At 44.1% G+C, this 21459-nt stretch carries 17 protein-coding genes and 2 tRNA genes; 3 read left to right on the top strand and 16 right to left on the bottom strand.

All coding sequences use genetic code 11. The features are described 5' to 3' along the window. Window positions 1-15: 15 nt before the first annotated feature. Complete coding sequence (locus tag H8S51_RS03670) at window positions 16-246, bottom strand: hypothetical protein (RefSeq protein WP_117919990.1); 231 nt, start codon at window positions 244-246, stop codon at window positions 16-18. Window positions 247-362: 116 nt separating this feature from the next. Here H8S51_RS03670 and H8S51_RS03665 point away from each other — a divergent pair, with 116 nt between their 5' ends. Beyond that, on the top strand, window positions 363-1967 hold the full coding sequence (locus tag H8S51_RS03665; RefSeq protein WP_241070878.1) for a bifunctional diguanylate cyclase/phosphohydrolase: 1605 nt from the start codon (window positions 363-365) through the stop codon (window positions 1965-1967). A gap of 135 nt (window positions 1968-2102) precedes the next feature. Here H8S51_RS03665 and H8S51_RS03660 read toward each other — a convergent pair whose 3' ends face one another. After that, the gene (locus tag H8S51_RS03660; protein ID WP_117919988.1) at window positions 2103-2684 is read right to left on the bottom strand and encodes an HdeD family acid-resistance protein; all 582 of its coding nucleotides are present in this window, start codon (window positions 2682-2684) and stop codon (window positions 2103-2105) included. Between the two features lie 191 nt (window positions 2685-2875). On the opposite strand from H8S51_RS03660, the gene ybaK reads away from it, so the two are divergent. Continuing rightward, window positions 2876-3379: a Cys-tRNA(Pro) deacylase gene (gene ybaK, locus H8S51_RS03655; RefSeq protein WP_117919986.1), complete on the top strand. Its 504-nt coding sequence runs from the start codon at window positions 2876-2878 to the stop codon at window positions 3377-3379. 99 nt (window positions 3380-3478) lie between these two features. On the opposite strand, the gene H8S51_RS03650 is transcribed toward ybaK, so the two are convergent. The 6 genes from H8S51_RS03650 to H8S51_RS03625 form a co-directional block, all read right to left on the bottom strand. Continuing rightward, entirely contained in the window at window positions 3479-4393 is a 915-nt protein-coding gene (locus H8S51_RS03650) for an SseB family protein (protein WP_117920112.1), read from the bottom strand. Between the two features lie 89 nt (window positions 4394-4482). Next, window positions 4483-7104 (bottom strand): cation-translocating P-type ATPase, encoded by a 2622-nt coding sequence (locus H8S51_RS03645; protein WP_241070877.1) that lies wholly within the window; start codon window positions 7102-7104, stop codon window positions 4483-4485. Between the two features lie 154 nt (window positions 7105-7258). Continuing rightward, the gene (locus H8S51_RS03640; RefSeq protein WP_117919982.1) at window positions 7259-8947 is read right to left on the bottom strand and encodes a methyl-accepting chemotaxis protein; all 1689 of its coding nucleotides are present in this window, start codon (window positions 8945-8947) and stop codon (window positions 7259-7261) included. A gap of 265 nt (window positions 8948-9212) precedes the next feature. Then, window positions 9213-9296 (bottom strand) — tRNA-Leu (locus H8S51_RS03635). Between the two features lie 84 nt (window positions 9297-9380). Continuing rightward, window positions 9381-9462: transfer RNA gene (locus H8S51_RS03630), tRNA-Tyr, on the bottom strand. 85 nt (window positions 9463-9547) lie between these two features. Beyond that, window positions 9548-11716, bottom strand: a complete 2169-nt coding sequence (locus H8S51_RS03625) for a glycoside hydrolase family 13 protein (RefSeq protein WP_186899335.1) — start codon at window positions 11714-11716, stop codon at window positions 9548-9550. Between the two features lie 176 nt (window positions 11717-11892). Here H8S51_RS03625 and H8S51_RS03620 point away from each other — a divergent pair, with 176 nt between their 5' ends. Beyond that, window positions 11893-12384 carry a hypothetical protein gene (locus H8S51_RS03620; protein WP_186899334.1) on the top strand — a complete coding sequence of 164 codons (492 nt, stop codon included), beginning with the start codon at window positions 11893-11895 and terminating at the stop codon, window positions 12382-12384. Window positions 12385-12715: 331 nt separating this feature from the next. Here the strand turns inward: H8S51_RS03620 and H8S51_RS03615 are convergent, their stop codons facing one another. From H8S51_RS03615 to H8S51_RS03580, 8 genes are all read right to left on the bottom strand, one after another. Further along, a complete protein-coding gene (locus H8S51_RS03615; protein WP_186899333.1) occupies window positions 12716-14407 on the bottom strand; it encodes a sulfate adenylyltransferase subunit 1 in 1692 nt (563 codons plus the stop codon). Beyond that, complete coding sequence (cysD, locus tag H8S51_RS03610; protein WP_006856328.1) at window positions 14408-15307, bottom strand: sulfate adenylyltransferase subunit CysD; 900 nt, start codon at window positions 15305-15307, stop codon at window positions 14408-14410. It abuts the gene before it with no gap. 28 nt (window positions 15308-15335) lie between these two features. Beyond that, window positions 15336-15650 carry a 4Fe-4S dicluster domain-containing protein gene (locus H8S51_RS03605; RefSeq protein WP_186899332.1) on the bottom strand — a complete coding sequence of 105 codons (315 nt, stop codon included), beginning with the start codon at window positions 15648-15650 and terminating at the stop codon, window positions 15336-15338. Further along, a complete protein-coding gene (locus H8S51_RS03600; RefSeq protein ID WP_186899331.1) occupies window positions 15647-17347 on the bottom strand; it encodes an adenylyl-sulfate reductase subunit alpha in 1701 nt (566 codons plus the stop codon). The genes H8S51_RS03605 and H8S51_RS03600 overlap by 4 nt, the downstream gene beginning before the upstream one ends. 23 nt (window positions 17348-17370) lie before the next feature. Continuing rightward, entirely contained in the window at window positions 17371-18459 is a 1089-nt protein-coding gene (locus tag H8S51_RS03595; RefSeq protein ID WP_241070876.1) for a sulfate/molybdate ABC transporter ATP-binding protein, read from the bottom strand. 77 nt (window positions 18460-18536) lie between these two features. After that, the gene (gene cysW, locus H8S51_RS03590; RefSeq protein ID WP_117920110.1) at window positions 18537-19352 is read right to left on the bottom strand and encodes a sulfate ABC transporter permease subunit CysW; all 816 of its coding nucleotides are present in this window, start codon (window positions 19350-19352) and stop codon (window positions 18537-18539) included. A 75-nt stretch (window positions 19353-19427) separates the two neighbouring features. Beyond that, entirely contained in the window at window positions 19428-20264 is an 837-nt protein-coding gene (gene cysT / locus H8S51_RS03585) for a sulfate ABC transporter permease subunit CysT (protein ID WP_186899329.1), read from the bottom strand. 22 nt (window positions 20265-20286) lie between these two features. After that, window positions 20287-21348, bottom strand: a complete 1062-nt coding sequence (locus tag H8S51_RS03580) for a sulfate ABC transporter substrate-binding protein (protein ID WP_186899328.1) — start codon at window positions 21346-21348, stop codon at window positions 20287-20289. Window positions 21349-21459 lie beyond the last annotated feature (111 nt).

The following is a 21459-nucleotide window of genomic DNA, read 5'->3' as shown; positions in this document are numbered from 1 at the left end:
TATATTTTATACCATTTATTCGTCAAATTCAACTGTCACAAAGTACCCTTTTGGGGTTTCTTTTACGTCTACAACTTTTCCCTCTCTTGATCTGATCCGTTCACTTACCGCATAATTTGCAGACATCGCATATGCCTTTCCTAATGTATAATAGTAGGAACTTGGCAGTTTTCCCTCTGTGACCGGCAAAACATCCCCGACCTCTAACAATCCCGTGCGTTCCATTTTAAACTCTTCACATCTCATTTTCTTTCCTCTTTTCTGCACCGGCTATATCAAAAGCACCATTGTCACACCAAAAGCATTATAGTATAATATTTCTACATTCTCAAGAAAAATCACTTCCGGAGGCTCCTTACCATATGTTGTCAGAACACAAAGATACGATTCTGGAAAATTTCCTGTCGTCTGCGATCCGCACTTTAAATACCGATGAAATTTACAATATCCTGATAGATTCTCTCATTTTGCTGCTGAATCCCCAGGGACTTTTACTAACACAGAATTTAAACACCAGACGTTCCTTTTACACTGTACGCAGATGGGGAGATATTTTCTTTGAAAAAGATTACTCCGTTCCTTCTGACGCATTTCTCGAAGAGATACTGCACCAAAAAGGTTTTCTTGTAACAGGATCAGATTTTCTTACGGACAATCCTCTGTTAACTCCCCGGCAGAGCCGCTGGCTCGCACAGCAAAATATTCACGCAATCAAGGCGATCCGTTATCAGCAGGCTGTCATTGGTCTTTTGTATATTGCTGACGATGCGGACCGCATCTACACCGAAGAGGAACTTGTCTGTCTCGACCGTATCTGTTACTATGCTGCGTATCTTCTGCGCAACGCCAACCTGTATTATAATGCTTACCATGCTTCGATCACAGACAGTCTTACTTCCTTATATAATAGAAAACATGCCTTTGAATGTATCAAAGATGCCTGTTCGACGGATACCCCGATCAGTCTGATCCTGCTCGACATTGATGATTTCAAGCTCTACAATGAGCTTTACGGTGCCACGGAAGGAGATAATCTGATCACGCTCTGTGCACAGGCAATCCTTTCAAAGATCAGCCCGTCTGACCTCGCATTCCGTTATGGTACAGATGTTTTTATGATACTGACACAGGGGGATGATCCCACCAGTGCAGGTGCACTTGCTAATGAGATCATCCATAATATCATCAGTCTGCGGAGCAAAAACGATACCGTGTGGGACACAAGCATTACCTGTGGTATATCCACTTTCCCATCTATTTCTCCAGATGCGAAAACACTGCTCCATAATGCAGAACAGGCGATCTATTATGGTAAACTAGGGGGCAAAGGTCACCTTACCGTTTACCGGGCCGGTCTTGAGACACGTTCCACCGATTCGAACTTAAGAACTGCATACGAACGTGTTGCGCCTACCATCTATGCACTGACCGCTGCGATCGATGCCAAGGACAGCTACACATTTATCCATTCCATGAATGTGTCGAAATATGCTGTGATCTTAGCCAGAGATCTTGGCATGAGTGAAAATGACATCGAACTTGTGCGTGATGCCGGTATGCTGCATGACATCGGAAAAATCAGTATTCCGGAACGTATTTTACAGAAAACCTCGGAACTGACACCGGAAGAATATGAGATCATGAAGACACATGTTGAAAACTCCACAAAAATGATCCGTTATCTGCCACATATGGATTATGTAATTCCTGCAGTACTTGGTCATCACGAACGGTATGATGGCACGGGATATCCGCGTGGTCTTGCCGGTGAGGATATTCCTTATATGGCAAGAATACTTACCATCGCCGATTGTTTTGATGCCATGACTGCCAGACGTCCATACAAAAATCCGCTCTCTGTCTCCTATGCTGTCAGTGAACTGAAAAAAAACAGTGGAACACAGTTTGATCCGGAATTAGTCGACGTATTTATCCGGCTTATCAATGAAGGTAAAATTACAGTATAGCGCAGTCTGGGCAATCAGATGCAGCTTGCTCAAATATTCTATTATCACGAACCAAAAAAGTGTCCCTGAAAATCTTTTATCCAGATTTTCAGGGACACTTTTTATATCTGTTTCTCTTTCTTTCCGCTTAATCACTTAATCGATTTCTTTATAATCTACGTCGACTGCTTTCGCTTCCTGCTCCATATCTTTCACCGTCCGCACCGTCTTTGTCACAACCCACAGATCACTGATTCCATCATAGATCAGGGCTGCTCCTACAAACTGCATGGCAAGTTTGACCATGCCAAACGCATTGACAATGCAGAGCACGCCAAATGCAATACTGATAATGGCAATGATCAGCATAATCCACCATCTGTCATATCCGCCATTCTTTGATTCTAACGCCATTTTCACATCCTGCACACCGTGAACAGCAAGTATCACACCGATCACGATCGGTACCAGGCTCACGATACTGCTCGGTTTTAAGAAGATCCATACACCGATGATCAGCACGATCAGCCCAAGGATTCCGGTGAACATATAACCGTTTCTATTGGTAATATAGGAAAACAGTTCTACCCCTCCAAGAATGATAAGTCCTGCGGCAAGCACTTTACATACGATATCGATCGTCTCTCCCGGCCATACGATCAGAACCACGCCCAATGCGATGCATAAAACTGCTGACATTATTGCATCCGCCTTTACTCTCTTAAAAAAATCTTTCATACTCTGCCTCATTTCCCGCCACACATGTTCTTATATGTGGCGCATTTTAATTCACCTCATATATTGCCTTAATTTCCCTTATTAGAATAACATTTTTTTATTTTTTCGTAAACATACATTCTGTTTCAGTTGTCTATTTTTTGCTGTGGTGTTACAATGAGCGCAGTTCATTCATGAAAGGAGTTTTCTCTATGGGAAAAGAAGTAAAAACAAATGCCATGCGCATTTTAGACCGCAATAAAATACCTTATGAAATTATCAATTATGAGTGTGATGAATTTATAGACGGTCTGCATACCGCAGAAAAGACCGGTGCTCCGGTAGAACAGTCGTTTAAAACGCTCGTTATGTCCGGCAAGGCTGCCGCCGGCGGGAACAGGCAGTATTATGTTTTTGTCGTACCGATCGCAGAGGAAGTCTATCTGAAAGCTGCCGCAAAATGTGTCGGTGAAAAATCACTTGAAATGCTTCACGTAAAAGATCTGACTCCACTTACCGGCTATGTGCGTGGCGGCTGCTCACCTCTTGGCATGAAAAAGCAGTTCCCAACCGTCGTACATGAAAGCGCTGCTTCCTTCGATAAGATTTATATCAGCGGTGGACGCATCGGTACCTCCATCACGGTAAACCCGGATGCGCTCTTAAAAGTCACCCGCGGACAATATGCCGATATCATCCAGCATAACGAAAGATAAAGGGAAGGGACTGTCATACTAACAAAGTTAGTGAGACAGCCCCTTCCTTCATGTTATATCATTTTTTCATTTACCTGTCTGAGACATCATATCCCAGATCTAGCTTGTCACCTCTGCGCCTTCACCTCTGGCAAGATCCATGATCTTCTGAAGTTCAGCACCCTCTACCGGTGCCACACCGTGATCTATATGTTTTCCGTCCTCTAAAAGCTCTCCTAACATGCGGACATCTTTTTCTTTTGACATCTCGATCGTATAATAGCCGGCTTTTCCGGTCTTAGGATTGATCGTCAGGTAAATACGGTAGCAAAGTGGCGGAACTAAGCCTTTTTCCGGAAGATCTACACGGATCAATGTCAGATCTTCTGCAATATCAAGTGCCATTACAGAGTAATCGTTCTCTGTGTATGGATTTAACTTTGGCTCCTTGAACACGCCTGCAAAAATCTCATTGACAAAAGCCTCTTTCTCATCACACAGCTTGTTGATGAACTCCTGTTTTTCGGTAAACAGACGCTTTGGCAGTACTGCAAACTCAACCTGACGCTTTACAAATACCTGAAACTGTGCCGGTGTCATCTTCACCTGTTTCATCTGTGCAGCACGTTTTGCCGCCTGCTCGTCAACTTCATGTAACTTCTGTACAAGTTCTGTCTTTAACACAAGGTTGTCAGAAAATGGATTGATCACCATTCCGGCAAGTTTTAATTCCGGTTTTACAACGATATTATTGCATGCCGGGAATGGCATGTTAAGCATCGCCTGGCTCTTTGGCTCCTCCGGGATCTGCGCTTTTGACGTATATACTACTAAAAACTGTTCTTCATTACTATTCTTTAAAAAACATGGAATCGGACGATCCGGTGCCTGTAACATTGCCGGCACAAACAGCTTTGTCGGACGAAGCAGATTCAGCACTGTGGTAAGATTCTCTTTCGTGCGGTCTGCGGCATATTCCTTAATGGCCTCCTCAAGTCTGTCGTTCGTGATTTCCATTGTCATTTTCTCTTCCATAATTTCCAATATCCTTTCCTGCAAAAACCTGCCCAAAACTTACGGACACCTCATTATACCACACCCCCCGTAAAAAATGAATGTTTTTTTTAGCTCCACCGCCCACCAGACGATACCGCCTGCTGATCTTTTCCCTTTAAATTTTTCTTATCTCTTTTTTCTCCCAGACAGCCTCCCAATACTAACAGTTCATGTCCGAGTAAAGGCATGGCTGCAAGTACCAGCAGTTTTACCCATTCAAGCAGTGTTAATCTGCAGGTTCCAAACAGATTAACAAAATAAGGAACTTCCGTCACGAGAAGCTGCAGTCCTGTTCCGATTGCGAATGCAGCAATCATTAATCTGTTTTCCAGATGGTTCATCTGAAACAGCGATGTTTCAACATCACGCATACCGATCGCATGAAAGAGCTGAGACATACCAAGTACCGTAAATGCATAGGTCTGGCAGCGGCTTAAAAGCTCTGCATCTGCCAGAAGCAGCCTGATTGCTGCCGGTGTGACCGTGCTGCCCGCCCCAAGCAGGATTCCCACCGGAAGCTGCAAAAACGCTGTCATACTGATAAATGCGATCAATGCCCCATAAAAACAGGTACAGTTTAACCCACCCCCTGCAAACAGACTCTCATCCTTTCCGCGCGGTGGTCTGTCCATGTAACTTTTATTTTCTTCCTCATCCACACCAAGCGCCAGTGCCGGAAGCGAATCTGTGATCAGATTGATCCATAGAATATGACTTGATTTTAACGGTGCCGCAAATCCGCAGGCTACAGCCGCAAGCATTGTTATGATCTCCCCGAAATTAGAAGACAACAGAAATATCACAGATTTCCGGATATTCTCATAAATACATCTTCCCTGCGCAATGGCTTTTGCGATCGTCGCAAAATTATCATCCGTCAACACAATGTCCGCTGCATTTTTCGCCACATCCGTTCCTGCCTTTCCCATAGCGATCCCGACATCTGCTGCTTTCAATGACGGTGCATCATTGACACCATCTCCTGTCATTGCAGTAATCTCCCCGTTTTTCTTACATGCCGCCACGATGCGCACCTTATGCTCCGGCGAAACATGGGCAAACACACGCACCTTTTTTATTTTTTCTGCAAGCATTTCATCTGTCATATCCGTTAACGTTTCTCCCGAAATGCACTCACTTTCTTCCGATGCAATGTGCAGTTCTTTTGCAATCGCAAATGCCGTATCGATCCGATCCCCCGTGATCATGATCGTTTTTACCCCTGCACGGTAAAACTCCATTACAGCCTCCTGTGCCTCCGGACGTATGGGATCAGCCATTCCAACAATTCCCAGAAAAGTCAGCCCGTTTTCCTTTAAACCGTCAGCCGGATTTCGCATCCCAAGTGCCAGTACCCGGAGTGCATCTTTCGTAAACGTACGGATCACCTGATCGATTTCTTTTCGTCTCTCCGGGGTCATCGGCACACGCTCACCATCTTTCATCAGGAATGCAGCACGCTCTAATATTTCATCCGGGGAACCTTTGGTATAAGAAATTTTTTCTTTTTCTCCCCGGTGTAATGTCGTCATCATTTTCCGGTCGGAATCAAACGCGATTTCCTGTATTCTCGGAAAACTTTCTTCTAATCTCTCTCTCTGCAGATCAAATTTTTCCGCCATATCAAGCAGGGCAAGTTCTGTGGGATCTCCGATCCGTTCCCCACGGACAGACGCATCATTGCAAAGGGTATATCCCTCCAGAAAATATCTGTTTTTTCTGCGGTTGAGATTCTTTGGTTCGCAGATTTTTCCATCTGTATAACATCTTGTCACAGTCATACGGTTCTGCGTCAGTGTTCCCGTCTTATCCGAGCATACCACGCTCACACAGCCTAATGTCTCCACACTCGGCAGTCTTTTTACGATCGTATTGACCTTCACCATACGTGATACCGAAAGTGCAAGTACCATCGTAACGATCGCCGGCAGACCTTCCGGAACTGCAGCAACCGCTAATGATATTGCCGTGATCAGCATTTCTGCAACATTGCGCCTCTGCAAAACTGCCATGACAAACAACAGGATACACAAAAAGACAGAAACGGTACCAAGGATTTTTCCAAGATCCGCCAGCCTTTTCTGTAACGGCGTCAGCTCCGTTTTTGTCCCGGAAAGCAATTTTGCGATACCGCCTATCTTCGTATCCATCCCTATCGCAGTGACGATTCCTTCTCCACGTCCATATGTAACATTAGTGGTCATATATGCCTCATTTTGATCCGTCGTATTTTTAGGAACCGGAACAGATTCGCCGGTAAGCGCTGACTCCTCGATCTTTAAATTGACAGCCGATATGATCCTGATATCTGCCGGCACCTGTCTGCCTGCTTCAAGGCAGACAATATCCCCCGGTATCAGATCCGATGCCGGAATCTCATGGATTCCATCCTCATCATGGAGCAGTGCATGCGGACTTGTCATTTTTTCCAATGCCTCTAATGCCCGCTTTGCCTTCCCCTCCTGGATCACTCCGACTATGGCATTTAAAAGCACTACTGCAAGTATAATGCACATGTCCCCAAATTCCTGCAGCAGAAGAGATATTGCTGCCGCCGCAAACAAAATAAAAATAAGCGGATCATTCAGCTGTTCCACAAAACATGACAGCATCGATTTTTCTTCTTCTTTATCCAACAGGTTATATCCCCGTTTCTGCTCTTTTTGCTGTTCATTTGACTTTTCCTGCATCATAGCCTCCCTACCGCATACTTTTCACATCAAGGTTCTGCCAGGGGCTTTTTGATTCATAGGACGTAATCTCCTATGAATCAAAAAAGCCTGCCCTCATAATCTGTGATTACCACATCTTATGAGGACAGGCCATGATTCATGACAATAGATTTTATTTTAATACAAACTTGCCAACGATCTCACGCAGATTATCTGCACAGGAGTAACATTCAGATACCATATCATGTGTAGCGCCTGTTTTTTCAACCATACCGCTTGTTTTTTCAGCAATATCGGATACACCGACTGCGGCTTCGCCCACAGTATCATTGATGCCGCTTAACGCCTGTGCGATCGACTCGATCAGATCTGAAAGCTGCAGCATGGAATCTTTTACCTGATTCATGTTGGACTTGAATACATCTGCATCTTCCTGATACTGTTCGCCAACCTTTTCAAACTCTTTATAATCTTCAATTACATTCGTTTCCAGAAATTCTGTCGTTTCACCCAGACACTCTGTCATATTGCCAACTGCTTCATTGACGGCTTTTACAATATTACCGATATCAGCGATCGCTTTTGAAGTCTGGTCTGCAAGGCTTCCGATCTCTGTCGCAACAACTGCAAATCCACGTCCTGCCTCTCCGGCTCTTGCAGCCTCAATACTTGCATTCAAAGCTAAAAGTCCGGTCTGTGAAGAGATCTCCATAATGGTATTGGTCAGTTCATTGATCTTTTCAACTGCCTTTGATCCCTCGATCGCCTTTTCAGATTTCTCTTTGACACTTGTATACATATCCATAGTACGGGAACTTGCAGTTACTGTCTTATTGCGCAGATTCTTTGCTCTGTCCATAACTTCATTGGAAACATCTGCACCTTTTTCTGCCATCTCTGTAAGCCGCTCAGCTTCATCCTTCATGGTACCGACATTCTCATTGATATTTACAGTAGTTGCGGCTGTCTCCTGCATGCCTGCTGCAAGCTGCTGGCTGGTTGCTGAGTTATCCGAACACATATGGTCTACGGTCTCAGTTACCTGTTTTAATCCATCTACATTTCCGGTGATCTGCTGGCTTGCCGTATCAATATTTGCAACCATTTCACGCAGATTCTTTCTCATGATGCGAAGTTCACGCGCCATGAAACCGGTTTCGTCTGTTCTTTTGCACAGACCATCACTTTTTGCATTGTGACTGAAATTCAGATTTGCAGTATTCTTTATAATCTCTGTCAGGCTTTCAAGCGGTGCGCAGATAAAACGGCTTAACACATAGCCAATGATCACACATACAACAAGCGTAATCGCTGCTGTGATACACATAGAACGGATCATCTCATTGACCGGCTCTACAATATCACTCTTATCAGCCGATACGACCACGATCATGTGATCCGGGGTCAGGGCATACCCTGCATACTTGATTGCACCATTAAAATCATATTCAACAACAGCATTCTCCGGAACGGTTCCGGATGCAAGCTGTGATACCACACCTTTAATAACGGGATTTTCAACCGTTTTTCCGATCTTGTCTGCTGTCGGATGATAAAGCATTGTGCCATCCGCTGACACCAGATAAGCATATGCACTGTCTACGCCTTTCATGCTGATATCACTTACAACCCTAGAAAACTGTTCATCCGTTGCTATCTCTGCCGGAATATTTCCAATCGTCTGCGCTCCCATCTCTGCCAGACTTAGGATGTAATGCGCATTGACTGTCTCAACAACATCACTCGACTTTGAACTGGCATTGATCATACTTCCCACCAATGATACAACAACAATAAAAACGGCAAGGAGTGTAATTTTTGCCGAAATGGAATGAATGAATGTAACTTTTTCCTGTTTCATCGTACCTTTCTTCCGTATCAAATCTGAACACGGTTTTCCCTTCTTATAGTATAAATTGAATAATTGCATTATAGCACAAATCCACCAATAGTTAACACCCTATTTGCGCTAAAATTTTAAAATGCCCGATCGGTGCTGTTTACAGCTGACTTCTTCTCCGCAAGATGCCCATCCCGCCCGGAGGGCTTTTTGATTCATAGGACGTAATTTTCTATGAATTAAAAAAACACCGGTTCTAAAACCGATGTCTTACTTCTCTCTATAATGCCGGCGACCGGAATCGAACCGGTACTGTATTTCTACAACAGGATTTTAAGTCCTGCGCGTCTGCCAGTTCCGCCACGCCGGCATTTTTCATATGTACTGCCGCCTATGTTCGAAGACTTTCACTCACGAGCTACTTAAAAATGTCATCCTACCGGACAATACATAATGGGCAGAGGTGGATTCGAACCACCGAAGCAAATTGCAGCAGATTTACAGTCTGTCCCCTTTGGCCACTCGGGAATCTGCCCATTCATCAGATACACAAAATGCGCTCTGACAAGAAAAGATTATAGCATAGTGACTTCTTTTATGCAAGCATTTTTTATCAATGTACTAGTCTCTTGTTCTGTCATACATCAGAACAACAGCAGAATATTTCTGCAAGCTTACTTTAAACACTCCATCCACTACTTCATACTTTTTCGGCATCAAGGAATAACCTGTCTCATTTGAAAGGATTACGCGCTCTAACACCGCATTTTTCGGTATACCGCACTGCCATACCTCAAGCGTTACATCACGTTCTTCCTCTTTATTATTTACCAGAACAACAAACTGCTGGCTGCGGTTAAATCTTGCGTAACAAAGCAGATTATCATCTGCTCGCAGATTACCATCTGCATTACTGCCTGTATGATTTCCGTTCGCGGAAGTTCCATTTAAAAACATGAGGGAGCCGGTGCGGAGTGCCTCGTTTTCTTTGTGGATATGGATGATATCACGGTGAAAATCGATCAGAACGACATCCTCTTTTCCCCATGGATAGGTACGTCTGTTATCCGGATCTGTAAATCCGCAGAGTCCCGCCTCGTCTCCATAATAAATCGTCGGTGCTCCCGGCCATGTCATCTGAACAACGACCGCCTCACGGAATACTGCCGGCTTTATTCCTTCCTCGGCGGCTGCGGTACCAAGTGCTGCTGCACGTCCCGCTTTTTCATTGGTTCTTGTCATAAATCTGGAATGATCATGATTCGAAAGCTCATTCATGGCACACAAAAGCTGTGATGTCTGGAGACTTGCCATATAATGACGCATGGAACCCTCAAAATCTTTCAAACTTCCCTTTAACTGTGGCTTTGATTCATCACTGTGTTTTTCCATACCGGTTAAAAACCATGTCAGCGGCTCCATGAACGCGTCATAATTCATAACGGTATCCCACTGGTCACCTTTCTGCAGCCATTCTTTTGGATCACCGTAATGTTCTGCCAGAATAATTGCATTGGGATTTGCTGTTTTTACTGATTTACGGAAATCTCTCCAGAACTTATGGTTCATTTCCGGGGAATGTCCTAAATCTGCAGCAACATCAAGTCTCCAGCCATCTGCATTGTATGGCGGTGATACCCATTTTGCTGCAACACGCATAATGTCATCATACAATTTTTCAGAACCTTCATAGTTGAGTTTTGGCAGCGTATCATGCCCCCACCAGCCTTCGTAAGTCGTATTATAAGGCCATGCAAACTGATCCTGAAAGCCAAAGAAATTACGATATGGACTGTCTTTTGAAATAAACGCACCATCCTCATAATCCCCGCTTACCTGATAGATTTCCTCCCGGTCAAGCCACTTATTGAAAGAACCACAATGATTAAATACACCGTCTAAGATAACTTTCATGCCGCGCGCATGAATCTCTTTCACCAGCTCTGCAAAAAATTCATTGCTCGCCTCAAGATTTTTCTTATTCGTTACACGGTTAATATAGCGTGTTGCTTTCCGGTTATCACTCACGCCATCTTTTAACAGTTCTCCACCATCCTCTACGATTTTACCGTAATGAGGATCTATATAGTCATAATCCTGAATATCATATTTGTGATTGGAAGGTGACACAAATAATGGGTTAAAATAAATTACTTCCACGCCAAGATTCTGCAGATAACCCAGTTTTTGTCTGACTCCCTCGAGATCTCCACCGTAAAACTCTGCGACAGAAAAATCAGACGGACACTGATCCCAGCTATCCATCTTTCTGCTGGTAGAACGGATATAATAATACTCATCCGTCAACACATCATTTGATGTATCACCATTATAAAAACGGTCAACTAAGATCTGGTACATAACAGCACCTTTTGACCAGTCCGGTGTTGAAAATCCAGGAATGATACAGAAACGGTACTCGTCACGTTTTTCCTTGCTGATGCCATAACGGTCATAATACACATTTAACATACCGCTTGCTACCTTAAAATAATAGTAAAACGGTTCCTCACCAAGCGTGATCTTTACCTCATAATAGTCAAAGGCTCCCTCGGTCTCTGTTTTTTTCATTTTATATTTTTTATCTTGCGTGCACAACCAGACGATATCGACATTGTCACGTGCTGTACGGAACCGGATCGTCACTTCTTCACCGGCTTTTGGTTCCACCGGCTGTCTGTAATCTGCCGTTCCATCTGAAAATAGCGCATTCTTTTTCAACAGTGGACGCATCTGCATAATATATCTTTGTATACGATTTAATTCATAAACTGATTCTTCCTGATTCATAAAATATAAATTCTCCGATAATCAGAGAATTTTCCTCCTCATCTACGAAAATTTACGAAAATTCTATTTTATTATAACACAGAATGGTACTTTAGCAATGAAAAAATCCAAGCACATACCTAATATTTTTATAGCACATTATCCTCTGTTAGCCAATTATTTTATCCGATATACAGATGATAGCAAAAGATCTATTTACACTAATTATTTCACTGCGCCTGCATTTATCTGAACTGACAAAGCAGCATTACACCGAAGTTCTTGCGCACAAGGGTTCTATTTATGACTGTCCTCCTTCACTCGTATTTCAATACTACCGTCTTAGGGCAGAAGAAGATGCAATAAGCTGGGATGAAGCCTATTCGGTCGTAGATGACTATGATACACGGAAAAAAGAAATAATCCCGGATGAAACAGAACTGGATTATCTGTCCTTTTATGTGGATCTTCCAATTCTGCTGATGTACTTTCTGTCTCATACCTCTCTTTCCGAGACAGAAAAAGACCACAAAAACCTCAGTTACCTCAGTTTGGTCATCCGTTTCCTTTCGACAAGGCATTACCGTCTGCACACATACTCGCAGTATGACAGTATGCGTATGGCATGTTTTCATCCGATCGTGTTAGATACCTTCCACTACCCGGTAGAAAAGACGAATTTTATCTGATCCGCATGCACCCGGATCTCTATGCAAAACTTGCTTCTCTGGTCGGTCCAAAACGTGAAAATATTTATTACGATGTCTACTGTACTTTTGCAAATAAAAAAAGATAGCTATCGGCTAGCTATCTTTTTAGGAGAAGGTATTTTTACTATGGGGTATAGCAAAAACTATATATAATGTATTGGGGGGTTTTTACAGTAATTATAATAGCATGAGCGGCAGGATAAGTGTGCACAAACTTAAACTTTTTTTACGGCTCAAACTATACAAAATAAACAGTACCTTAGTACCAGCTTTTAAACTGGTACTAAAATTTTGCACAAACGATTGCGCATCAGATTTCCCAATAGTTTTCATGGAAGATCACTTTGCGGTAAGTTCCGAATGTCAGCCAGTGATTCCAGAACTCTGTATCTGTCTCTCCCTGTCCATATCCATCTAAGAATGTCTGTAAGTCTTTCTGTGATTTTACATTCACCGCAAATCCTCTTCCATTTACAACCGGAACACCTGAGTAACGGTATTCACCTAATGGAAGGATCGCTCCGATCTTATTGTCACGCACCTGTACTGCAACCTGGTCTCTTAATATCAGAATATCAAAATACTCCGGATATTCATAAGTTTCACTCTTTGTCGGGATCTCATCGCCTACTGTGTATTTTTTCTGTTCCGGTTTGTGTTTTGCAATGGAAGATTTCTCCATGTTATAGTAGAACTCTTCAAAGATATCTCCCCGTGCCTTTAAATCTCCATAAACAAATACCGGCTCATCTGTCTCATTGCCGCTTGCAAACTGCTCTACAACACCGCAGGCAGACGTCATGTTCGTCACACGGTCGATTAAGATCAGTTCGCCCATAGTCTTATGTTTCTTAAATACATCAAGCGGGATCTTTTCATCCAGCACGATATTGCAGACTGCGATCTCATTCTTTCCTAATGTATCGGTTGAATGATGTTCTCCGGTATTCACATCGATCTTATATGTGATCTCTGTTACGGTACCTGTGATCAGTTTCGTTCCAAGTTTGATAAAGTAATCGCCACCTGCTGACAACTTATTATCATCCATCCACAAAAGTGTTGTGGTAAATTTCTGTGCTGCCGTAATGCCGCTGCCATTTTCCAGCACACATCCTCTTGATACATCGATCTCTTTATCTAACTGAATGGTAACCGGCTGTCCGGTCTGTGCAGTATCTGCCTCTTTTCCGGCTACCAAAATACTTTTTACATTGGCTGTCTCATTGCCCGGTAATACGGTTAATGTATCACTCACACGCACTTCGCCTGCCTCAATCTGTCCCTGGAAACCGCGGAACGTATGGTTTGGACGGCACACACGCTGTACCGGCATATAAAATCCCTGCTCTTTTGACTTTTCTGTCACATCAACTTCTTCGAGATAGGTTAAGATCGGTTCTCCTGTGTACCATGGGATATTATCGGATTTCTTTGTGACATTATCACCCTCTGTTGCGGATACCGGAATGATCTTAACGCTCTCTAATCCAAGTTCACCTGCAAGCTGCAAAATTTCTGCCTGGATCGCATTAAATTTTTCCTGGTCGTAACCGATCAGATCCATCTTGTTTACCGCAAATACAAAGTAACGGATTCCCATCAGTGCACAGATCCTTGCATGGCGTCTTGTCTGCACAAGCACGCCCTGTGTTGCATCGAGAAGAATGATGGCAAGGTCTGCAAAGGAAGCTCCAACTGCCATATTTCTGGTATACTCTTCATGTCCAGGGGTATCTGCAACGATAAAACTTCTTTTTTCTGTTGTAAAATAACGGTATGCGACGTCGATCGTGATACCCTGCTCGCGCTCTGCCATCAGACCGTCAAGCAGCAGGGAATAATCGATAGCGCCCTCTCTGCTTCCAACTTTACTGTCTAATTCAAGTGCTTTCTCCTGATCTGCATACAGCAGTTTTGCATCATATAAAATATGTCCGATCAATGTGGATTTTCCATCATCCACACTTCCGCAGGTAATAAATTTAAGTAAACCTTTCATTTAGAAATACCCCTCCCTTTTTCTACGCTCCATGCTGCCTGCCGCTTCGTTATCGATCACACGGCTGGTACGCTCTGAAGATACGGCTGCAAGTGTCTCATCAATAATCTCATCCAAAGTCTCCGCATCGGACTCAACGCCGCCGGTTAACGGATAACATCCTAATGTACGGAAACGGACTTTTTTCATCTCCGGCTTCTCACCTTCACGGAATTTGAAGCGGTCATCATCCACCATGATAATATTGCCGTCACGGTATACGACCGGACGCTCTTTTGCAAAATAGAGTGGCACGATCTCGATGTTCTCACGTTTGATGTACTGCCAGATATCCTTTTCTGTCCAGTTTGAGATTGGGAATACACGGATGCTCTCACCTTTATTGATCTTGGTATTGTAAAGTTTCCACATCTCCGGTCTCTGGTTTTTCGGATCCCACGCCTGTGCCTCATTACGAAAAGAGAAAATTCTCTCTTTCGCACGGGATTTTTCCTCATCACGACGGCCACCGCCAAATGCTGCCGTAAACTCATATTTTTTGAGTGCCTGTTTTAATGCCTGTGTCTTCATGATATCCGTGTAAGCGGAACCGTGGTCAAATGGGTTAATACCGGCATCCACACCTTCCTGATTGGTATAAACCAGCATTTCAATGCCGTTCTCTTTTGCAATGCGGTCACGAAACTCGATCATTTCACGGAATTTCCAGGTCGTATCGATATGTAAAAATGGGAAAGGCGGCTTCTCCGGATAAAATGCTTTCATGGCAAGGTGCAGCATAACGGAGCTGTCCTTTCCAATGGAGTAAAGCATTACCGGCTTTTCGCACTCAGCGGCTACTTCACGGATGATGTAGATCGCCTCTGCCTCCAATTCGTCCAAATGTGATAATCCACTCATAAAATATCCTCCTCTATTTTGCTGTGTTTTAATATTTATTGGCATCTTTTTTATTGATCTGTATAACGGTCTGACTGCCGTCGGGGGCAGTGACTGTCCAGAGGCGGTAGTCTCCATCCTCTTTGGTGGTTAAGGTACTGCCTCTGCCGCCGATGTCGGCTCCTAAAAAGAAATCGATTGCCTCTGCCCTGCACTCTTTGACGCAGGATGTGCAGCCCCAGCAGTCTCTTGGCTCTTTGATGTATGCCTTGCCGTTTTCATCTGCCTTGATCAGGTTTCCCGGACATACTTCGATGCAGCGTCTGCATTTTACACATTTACTTTTATTGATCGCTATGCTCACAGGGTGCCTCCTTTCTGACCAAAATCCGGTGTCTGTGCCAGATCACGGAGCAGAATTTTGATCTTTCCATTTTCATAAACGGAATTAACTGCCTTCCTGTTCCATTCTTCTTTTGTTCCCGGATGATCCATATTCTGTCCGAAACCGCGCCAGCGTGTCTCTTTTCTCGCCTTTAAGTGTGCGATCACACTTTTACATACGACTAAACGTTCCTTTACCTCGTAAATATGTAACAGATCATCTGTATCTTTTGCGGTCAGATCTTTTGTCAGTGCTAAAAGCTGGTCAATTTTTTCTTCTGCGATATTAAGCTGTTTTTCATTGTAGCGGTAATTGGTTCCGATTCCACCTGCATAGGCATCCATAACCTTCTGCATTGCCTCCTCGACCTGCTCCGTACCGAAGAATGATTTTTTCTCCGCAAAATAGGCTTCATATTCCCGGTCTGCTTTTTCTGCCAGCTTTTCTAATTCTTCCTCTGACTGCAGATCTGCATCTGCGAGTTCAAGATCCTTTAAGATCGTTTCCGCCGCTATCTCGCCCTCCACCAGCGCTCCTGTCACATATTTCTGCGGGCATCCTCCTGCAACATCTCCGGCTGCATAAAGTCCTTTCAAGGTGGTTCTTCTCGCATCGTCGATCCAGTAACCGCTCGCGGTATGGCCACCCACGATATAAGGCTCAGTGCCCTCGATCTCGACATCCTGCTCATTCGGCTCTTTTCCACTCTCGATCCATTTTAAAGTCTGGCTCGGTGCCATATTTAAATATGCTTTTAACAGATCTTTGCCCTGCTCATCTTTGATTCCTTCCGTATGCAGGTAACACGGTCCTCTGCCTTCCTGATTCTCTGCAACCGTACCGTAGACACGTTCCTCTGTCGTAATGCCGTATTTTGTTTCATAGACATCCCCAAGTGAGTTGATCTGTTTTGCCCCGACTCCCTGTGCGATCGTTCCGGTCGGTGCGATCGTATCTTTACAGCGGAGTGCTATAAAACGCATCTCAAAGGTCGTCATCTCTGCTCCGGCTAAAATTCCCATCGCATATCCGGCTCCTGTATTAAACGGCGGATACCACATCTTATGTCTCGAAAATCCCGGATTGTTCGGACGGTAAAGTCCTGCCGCACCACCGGTCGCACAGAGAATGGCTTTTGCTGAAAAAATATATGCCTTTTTCTCATTGACATCAAAACCGTATGCCCCGGTAACCTGATCCTGCACAGTAATGTAATCTGTGATGTTCACGTGATTGATGACCTTCACATTTTTCTGTGCCCTCACTGCTTCCGCTAAGATTGGTTTGATGTTCTCTCCGTTGATCTTGATATTCCGGTTGCCTCTTGTCACATATTTTCCATTTTCATCTTTTAAAATAACAAGTCCTAATTCCTCTAACCTTGCTGTCACACGGTTTAATCCCTGCGACATGGAGAGCAGCAGATCACTTCTTACAATGCCATTGGCGTCCTTTGTAGCATAGTCCACATAATCCTGTGGCTTTCTCCCCTCTGTAATGTATGCATTTAACGCATTCACTCCTGCTGCAAGACAGCCGCTTCTTATAATATTGGCTTTTTCTGCGATCACAACGTTAAGTTCCGGTCTTTGCTCTGCGATCGTCAGTGCCGCGTAACAACCGGAGGTTCCACCCCCAATGATCAGCACATCTGATGTAATGATTTCTGTTTTCATATAATCTCTATTCTCCTGACTCCTTAAATATAGAACAGCTTCTCTGTTTCGATATTGGCATTTTCTACAATCTGTACATTCTGCATTCCCGCCTCGTCTGCTAAGAACGCAAACACCTGATAGATAAATACGTTGACACGCTCGCCCTCCGTGATCGGAGTCTCCTCTAATCTCCGGTTAGCCACAAGCAGCACATCATGTACCCTCACATGAAGTTCTACCTCTCTGCCACGGAACATCACACGCTCCACAACACCTTCCTCCACAGAAGAAGAAAAACGGCTCTGCTCTGTTTCCTTTGTGACACTCACATGCTCCGGTCTTACCACAGCATGAAAACCTTCACCCAGTTGCTCATATCCATGAAAACTCGTGATGTTGCTGATCCTTGTCGGACTACCCATGAATTCTGTGACAAATGGCGTCTTCGGCTGGCTGTATATCTCAATCGGAGTTCCCGCCTGCTCGATGTGTCCGTGGTTGGTAATGATGATCTCATCGGCAACCTCAATCGCTTCATCCTGATCATGCGTGACAAAGATACTGGTAATACCGACTCTCGTGATCATCTCCCGAAGCCAGCTTCTAAGCTCCTGACGCACTTTTGCATCAATGGCTGCAAACGGTTCATCTAAAAGAAGAAGTTCCGGATTCGGTGCTAAGGCTCTCGCAAATGCAACTCTCTGTCTCTGTCCACCGGATAACTGGTTCGGATAACGCTTCTCAAATCCCTTTAACCCGACTAACTCGACTAACTCATCAACACGTCGTTTGATATCCGATTTTTTCCATTTTTTTACATCCAGTCCAAATGCTATATTATCATATACGGTCATATAGCGGAACAATGCATAATTTTGGAATACAAACCCGATTCCACGCTCACTCGCAGGCACATCATTGACAACTCTTCCATCAATGATGATCTCACCGGAATCCGCATGTTCTAATCCTGCCAGCATTCGAAGGATCGTTGTTTTTCCACTGCCGCTTGGTCCAAGCAGACCGATCAGTTTTCCTTTTCCGATTCCAAAATTAATATCATCGGATGCCTGAAAATCTTTATATTTTTTATTCACCTGCCTAAGTTCTACATAATTTTGTTCCGCCATAACCTGCTCCATTTCCATGCTGCATTATCTGTTTTTTTGTTCCTTCTATTCTCTGTCAAGTACTTCCGGTAACATTTTTACGCTTCTTTTCCCTTATGCTCTAACACACTGCGAAGCACTAAGATCACGACTGCCATACACACCAGAATCGCCGATACTGCAAACGCACCCGTAAAATCATAACCCTGATATAAAAGTTCAATGTAAAGCGGCATAGTATTTGTTTTTCCCTGAAGATGTCCTGATAAAACAGACACCGCACCAAACTCTCCCATTGCTCTTGCTGTACAAAGGACGATTCCATAAAGCAGTGCCCATTTGATATGTGGAAAAGTGATCTTCCGGAAAATCGTAAAACCATTTGCCCCCATCAGCGCTGCCGCCTCTTCCTCATCCGTACCAAGTGTGGAAAGCACCGGTATGATCTCCCTTGAAATAAATGGGAATGTCACAAACACGGTTGCTACCACGATTCCCGGTACTGCAAATATCATCTTGATCCCCGCTGACCGCAGATACTCATAAAGAATACTCTGCCGTCCAAATGTGAGGATATAGATCAGTCCGGCAATGACCGGTGAGATTGTAAGTGGAAGGTCGATCAGCGTGGACAATATCTTTTTTCCATGGAACTGGAACCGCGTGATACACCAGGATGCTGCAATTCCAAAGATGGTATTGACCACCACAGCGATCAGCGTTACTTCTAATGTAAGCCCGATCGCTTTTAATGCATAATAATCGGTAACTGCTGCCACAAATACCTTGATGCCTTCCCCGAATGCAGTTACAAGGACATATGTGAGCGGCAGTATCAGCATCACTATAAGAAATAAAGCACTGATGCCGATCAGGATCCATTTGAGTGGTCCCGAATTTTTTCTGATCTCCATAGCTTTTCTCCTTCCTTTTATCTGATTTTGATAAAATCTGACAGATGTTGTGCCAATATCCATGCACCTGCAATATTATGCGATACCGCTGACAATCTTCGATGCCCTGCTCTGCAGCCATGCATTGATAAAAAGAATCACAAATGCTGCCGCTAACATCACAAGGGCGATCGAGGTTGCACCCGCATAATCAAATTCCTGAAGTTTTGACATGATCATAAGCGGTGCGATCTCCGTCTCATAAGGCGTATTTCCCGCAATGAACACTACGCTTCCGTATTCGCCAAGTCCTCTTGCAAAAGACATCGTAAATCCGGCGATCAAAGACGGTAAGATTTCCGGTAAGATTACGCGGAACATGGTCTGTCTGCTGTTTGCACCAAGGATATTTGCCGCCTCCTCGTACTGGATATCTATTTTTTCCAGAACCGGCTGCACCGCCCGCACAACAAACGGGATTCCGATAAACACCAGTGCTACGATGATTCCAAGTCTTGTATATGCGATCTTAATTCCAAACTTCTGAAAAAATGCTCCTACCCAGCCTTCCGTCGTAGTCAGATGTGTCAGTGCGATGCCCGCCACTGCAGTCGGAAGCGCAAATGGAAGTTCTATGATGCCGTCCATGATCGCTTTTCCCGGAAAATCATACCTTACAAGCACCCATGCAATGATCATACCCATAACTGCATCAATCGCTGCCGCCACAAATGCGGTAAAAAAACTGACTGCATAACTGGATAAAACACGCGGTCTTGTGATCGTCTGAATAAATTCTGACGGTGAAAGTTTCGCAGAAAATATAACCAGCGAACATAACGGAATAATAACGATCAGTCCAAGCATTGTTATGGTGATCCCAAATGACAGCCCGAATCCGGGGATCACTCGTTTATTTTTACTTTTTTTCATATGAATCCTGCCCCCTTCATCATTATCTGTTACGTTCATAGATTGTATCGAAGATCCCGCCATCTGAGAAATGTTTCTCTATCACTGTATTCCATCCCCCAAAATGACTGATATCTGCCAGATCAACATCCGTCACCATCCATTTTCCATCGGAAGGAATTTCTGCGATCTCACGTGTTCCTTCCTCTGTATAAAATTCCTTTACAATATCTGGATCTGCCGGACGGTAATAATTTTCTCCCACAAGTTTCTGTGCCTCATCCGAATACAGATAATTTAAGTATTCCTCTGCCACAGCCCTGCTGCCTCTCCGGTCAACCACTTCATCCACAACTGCCACGGTCGGCTGACAGAGTACCGATGCCGATGGAACAACAATCTCATATTCCCCCGGCTCTTCCTGCATGGATAAAAATGCTTCATTCTCCCATGCAATTAAAACATCGCCCTGACCATTCTCAATGAATGTCGTTGTGGAACCGCGTGCACCAGAATCCAAAACCAGCACATTCTGATATAACGTCTTCATATGCTCCGTAATCTCTTCCTCGCTCTCGCCCTTTCTCTCAAAATAGTACCATGCTGCAAGATAATTCCATCTCGCTCCACCGGACGTCTTTGGATTCGGAGTAATAACGCTGACATCTGATCTGAGCAGATCATCCCAGTCTTTGATCTGTTTTGGATTGCCTTTCCGCACAAGAAAAACAATTGTTGAAGTATAAGGAGCGCTGTCATCCGGAAACTCTGATACAAAACCCTGATCGATCAGCCCGGAATCGGAGATTGTCTGGATATCACCTTCTAATGCAAGTGTTACCACATCTGCGTCCAGTCCGTTTGCAACCTCAAGTGCCTGTTTTCCGGAACCGCCATGAGACTGGATGATCCTTACTTTCTGCCCTGCCTGTTCTTCCCAGTGTTGTTCAAACATGGTATTGTAGGCCTTGTATAATTCTCTGGTCGGATCGTAGGAAACATTGACGATCTCTACTGTATCCGCATCTGCCACACTGCCGCATCCGGCGAATGTCCCCATTGCAAGCATCACTGCCGCAAGGATTGCTGCCATCCTCTTTCTCATTGTCCCTCCACTCCGTAAAACCTGCATCATGCATATGTAAAATCTGTGTCTTCTGTAGCTGTTTTTTCTTTTCATATATTTCCTATAAGATTACTAGGATTATAACTTTAG

This window comes from Roseburia rectibacter (assembly GCF_014287515.2).
Taxonomy (GTDB): domain Bacteria; phylum Bacillota; class Clostridia; order Lachnospirales; family Lachnospiraceae; genus Roseburia; species Roseburia rectibacter.
This window is presented reverse-complemented; position numbering and strand designations above follow the sequence as displayed.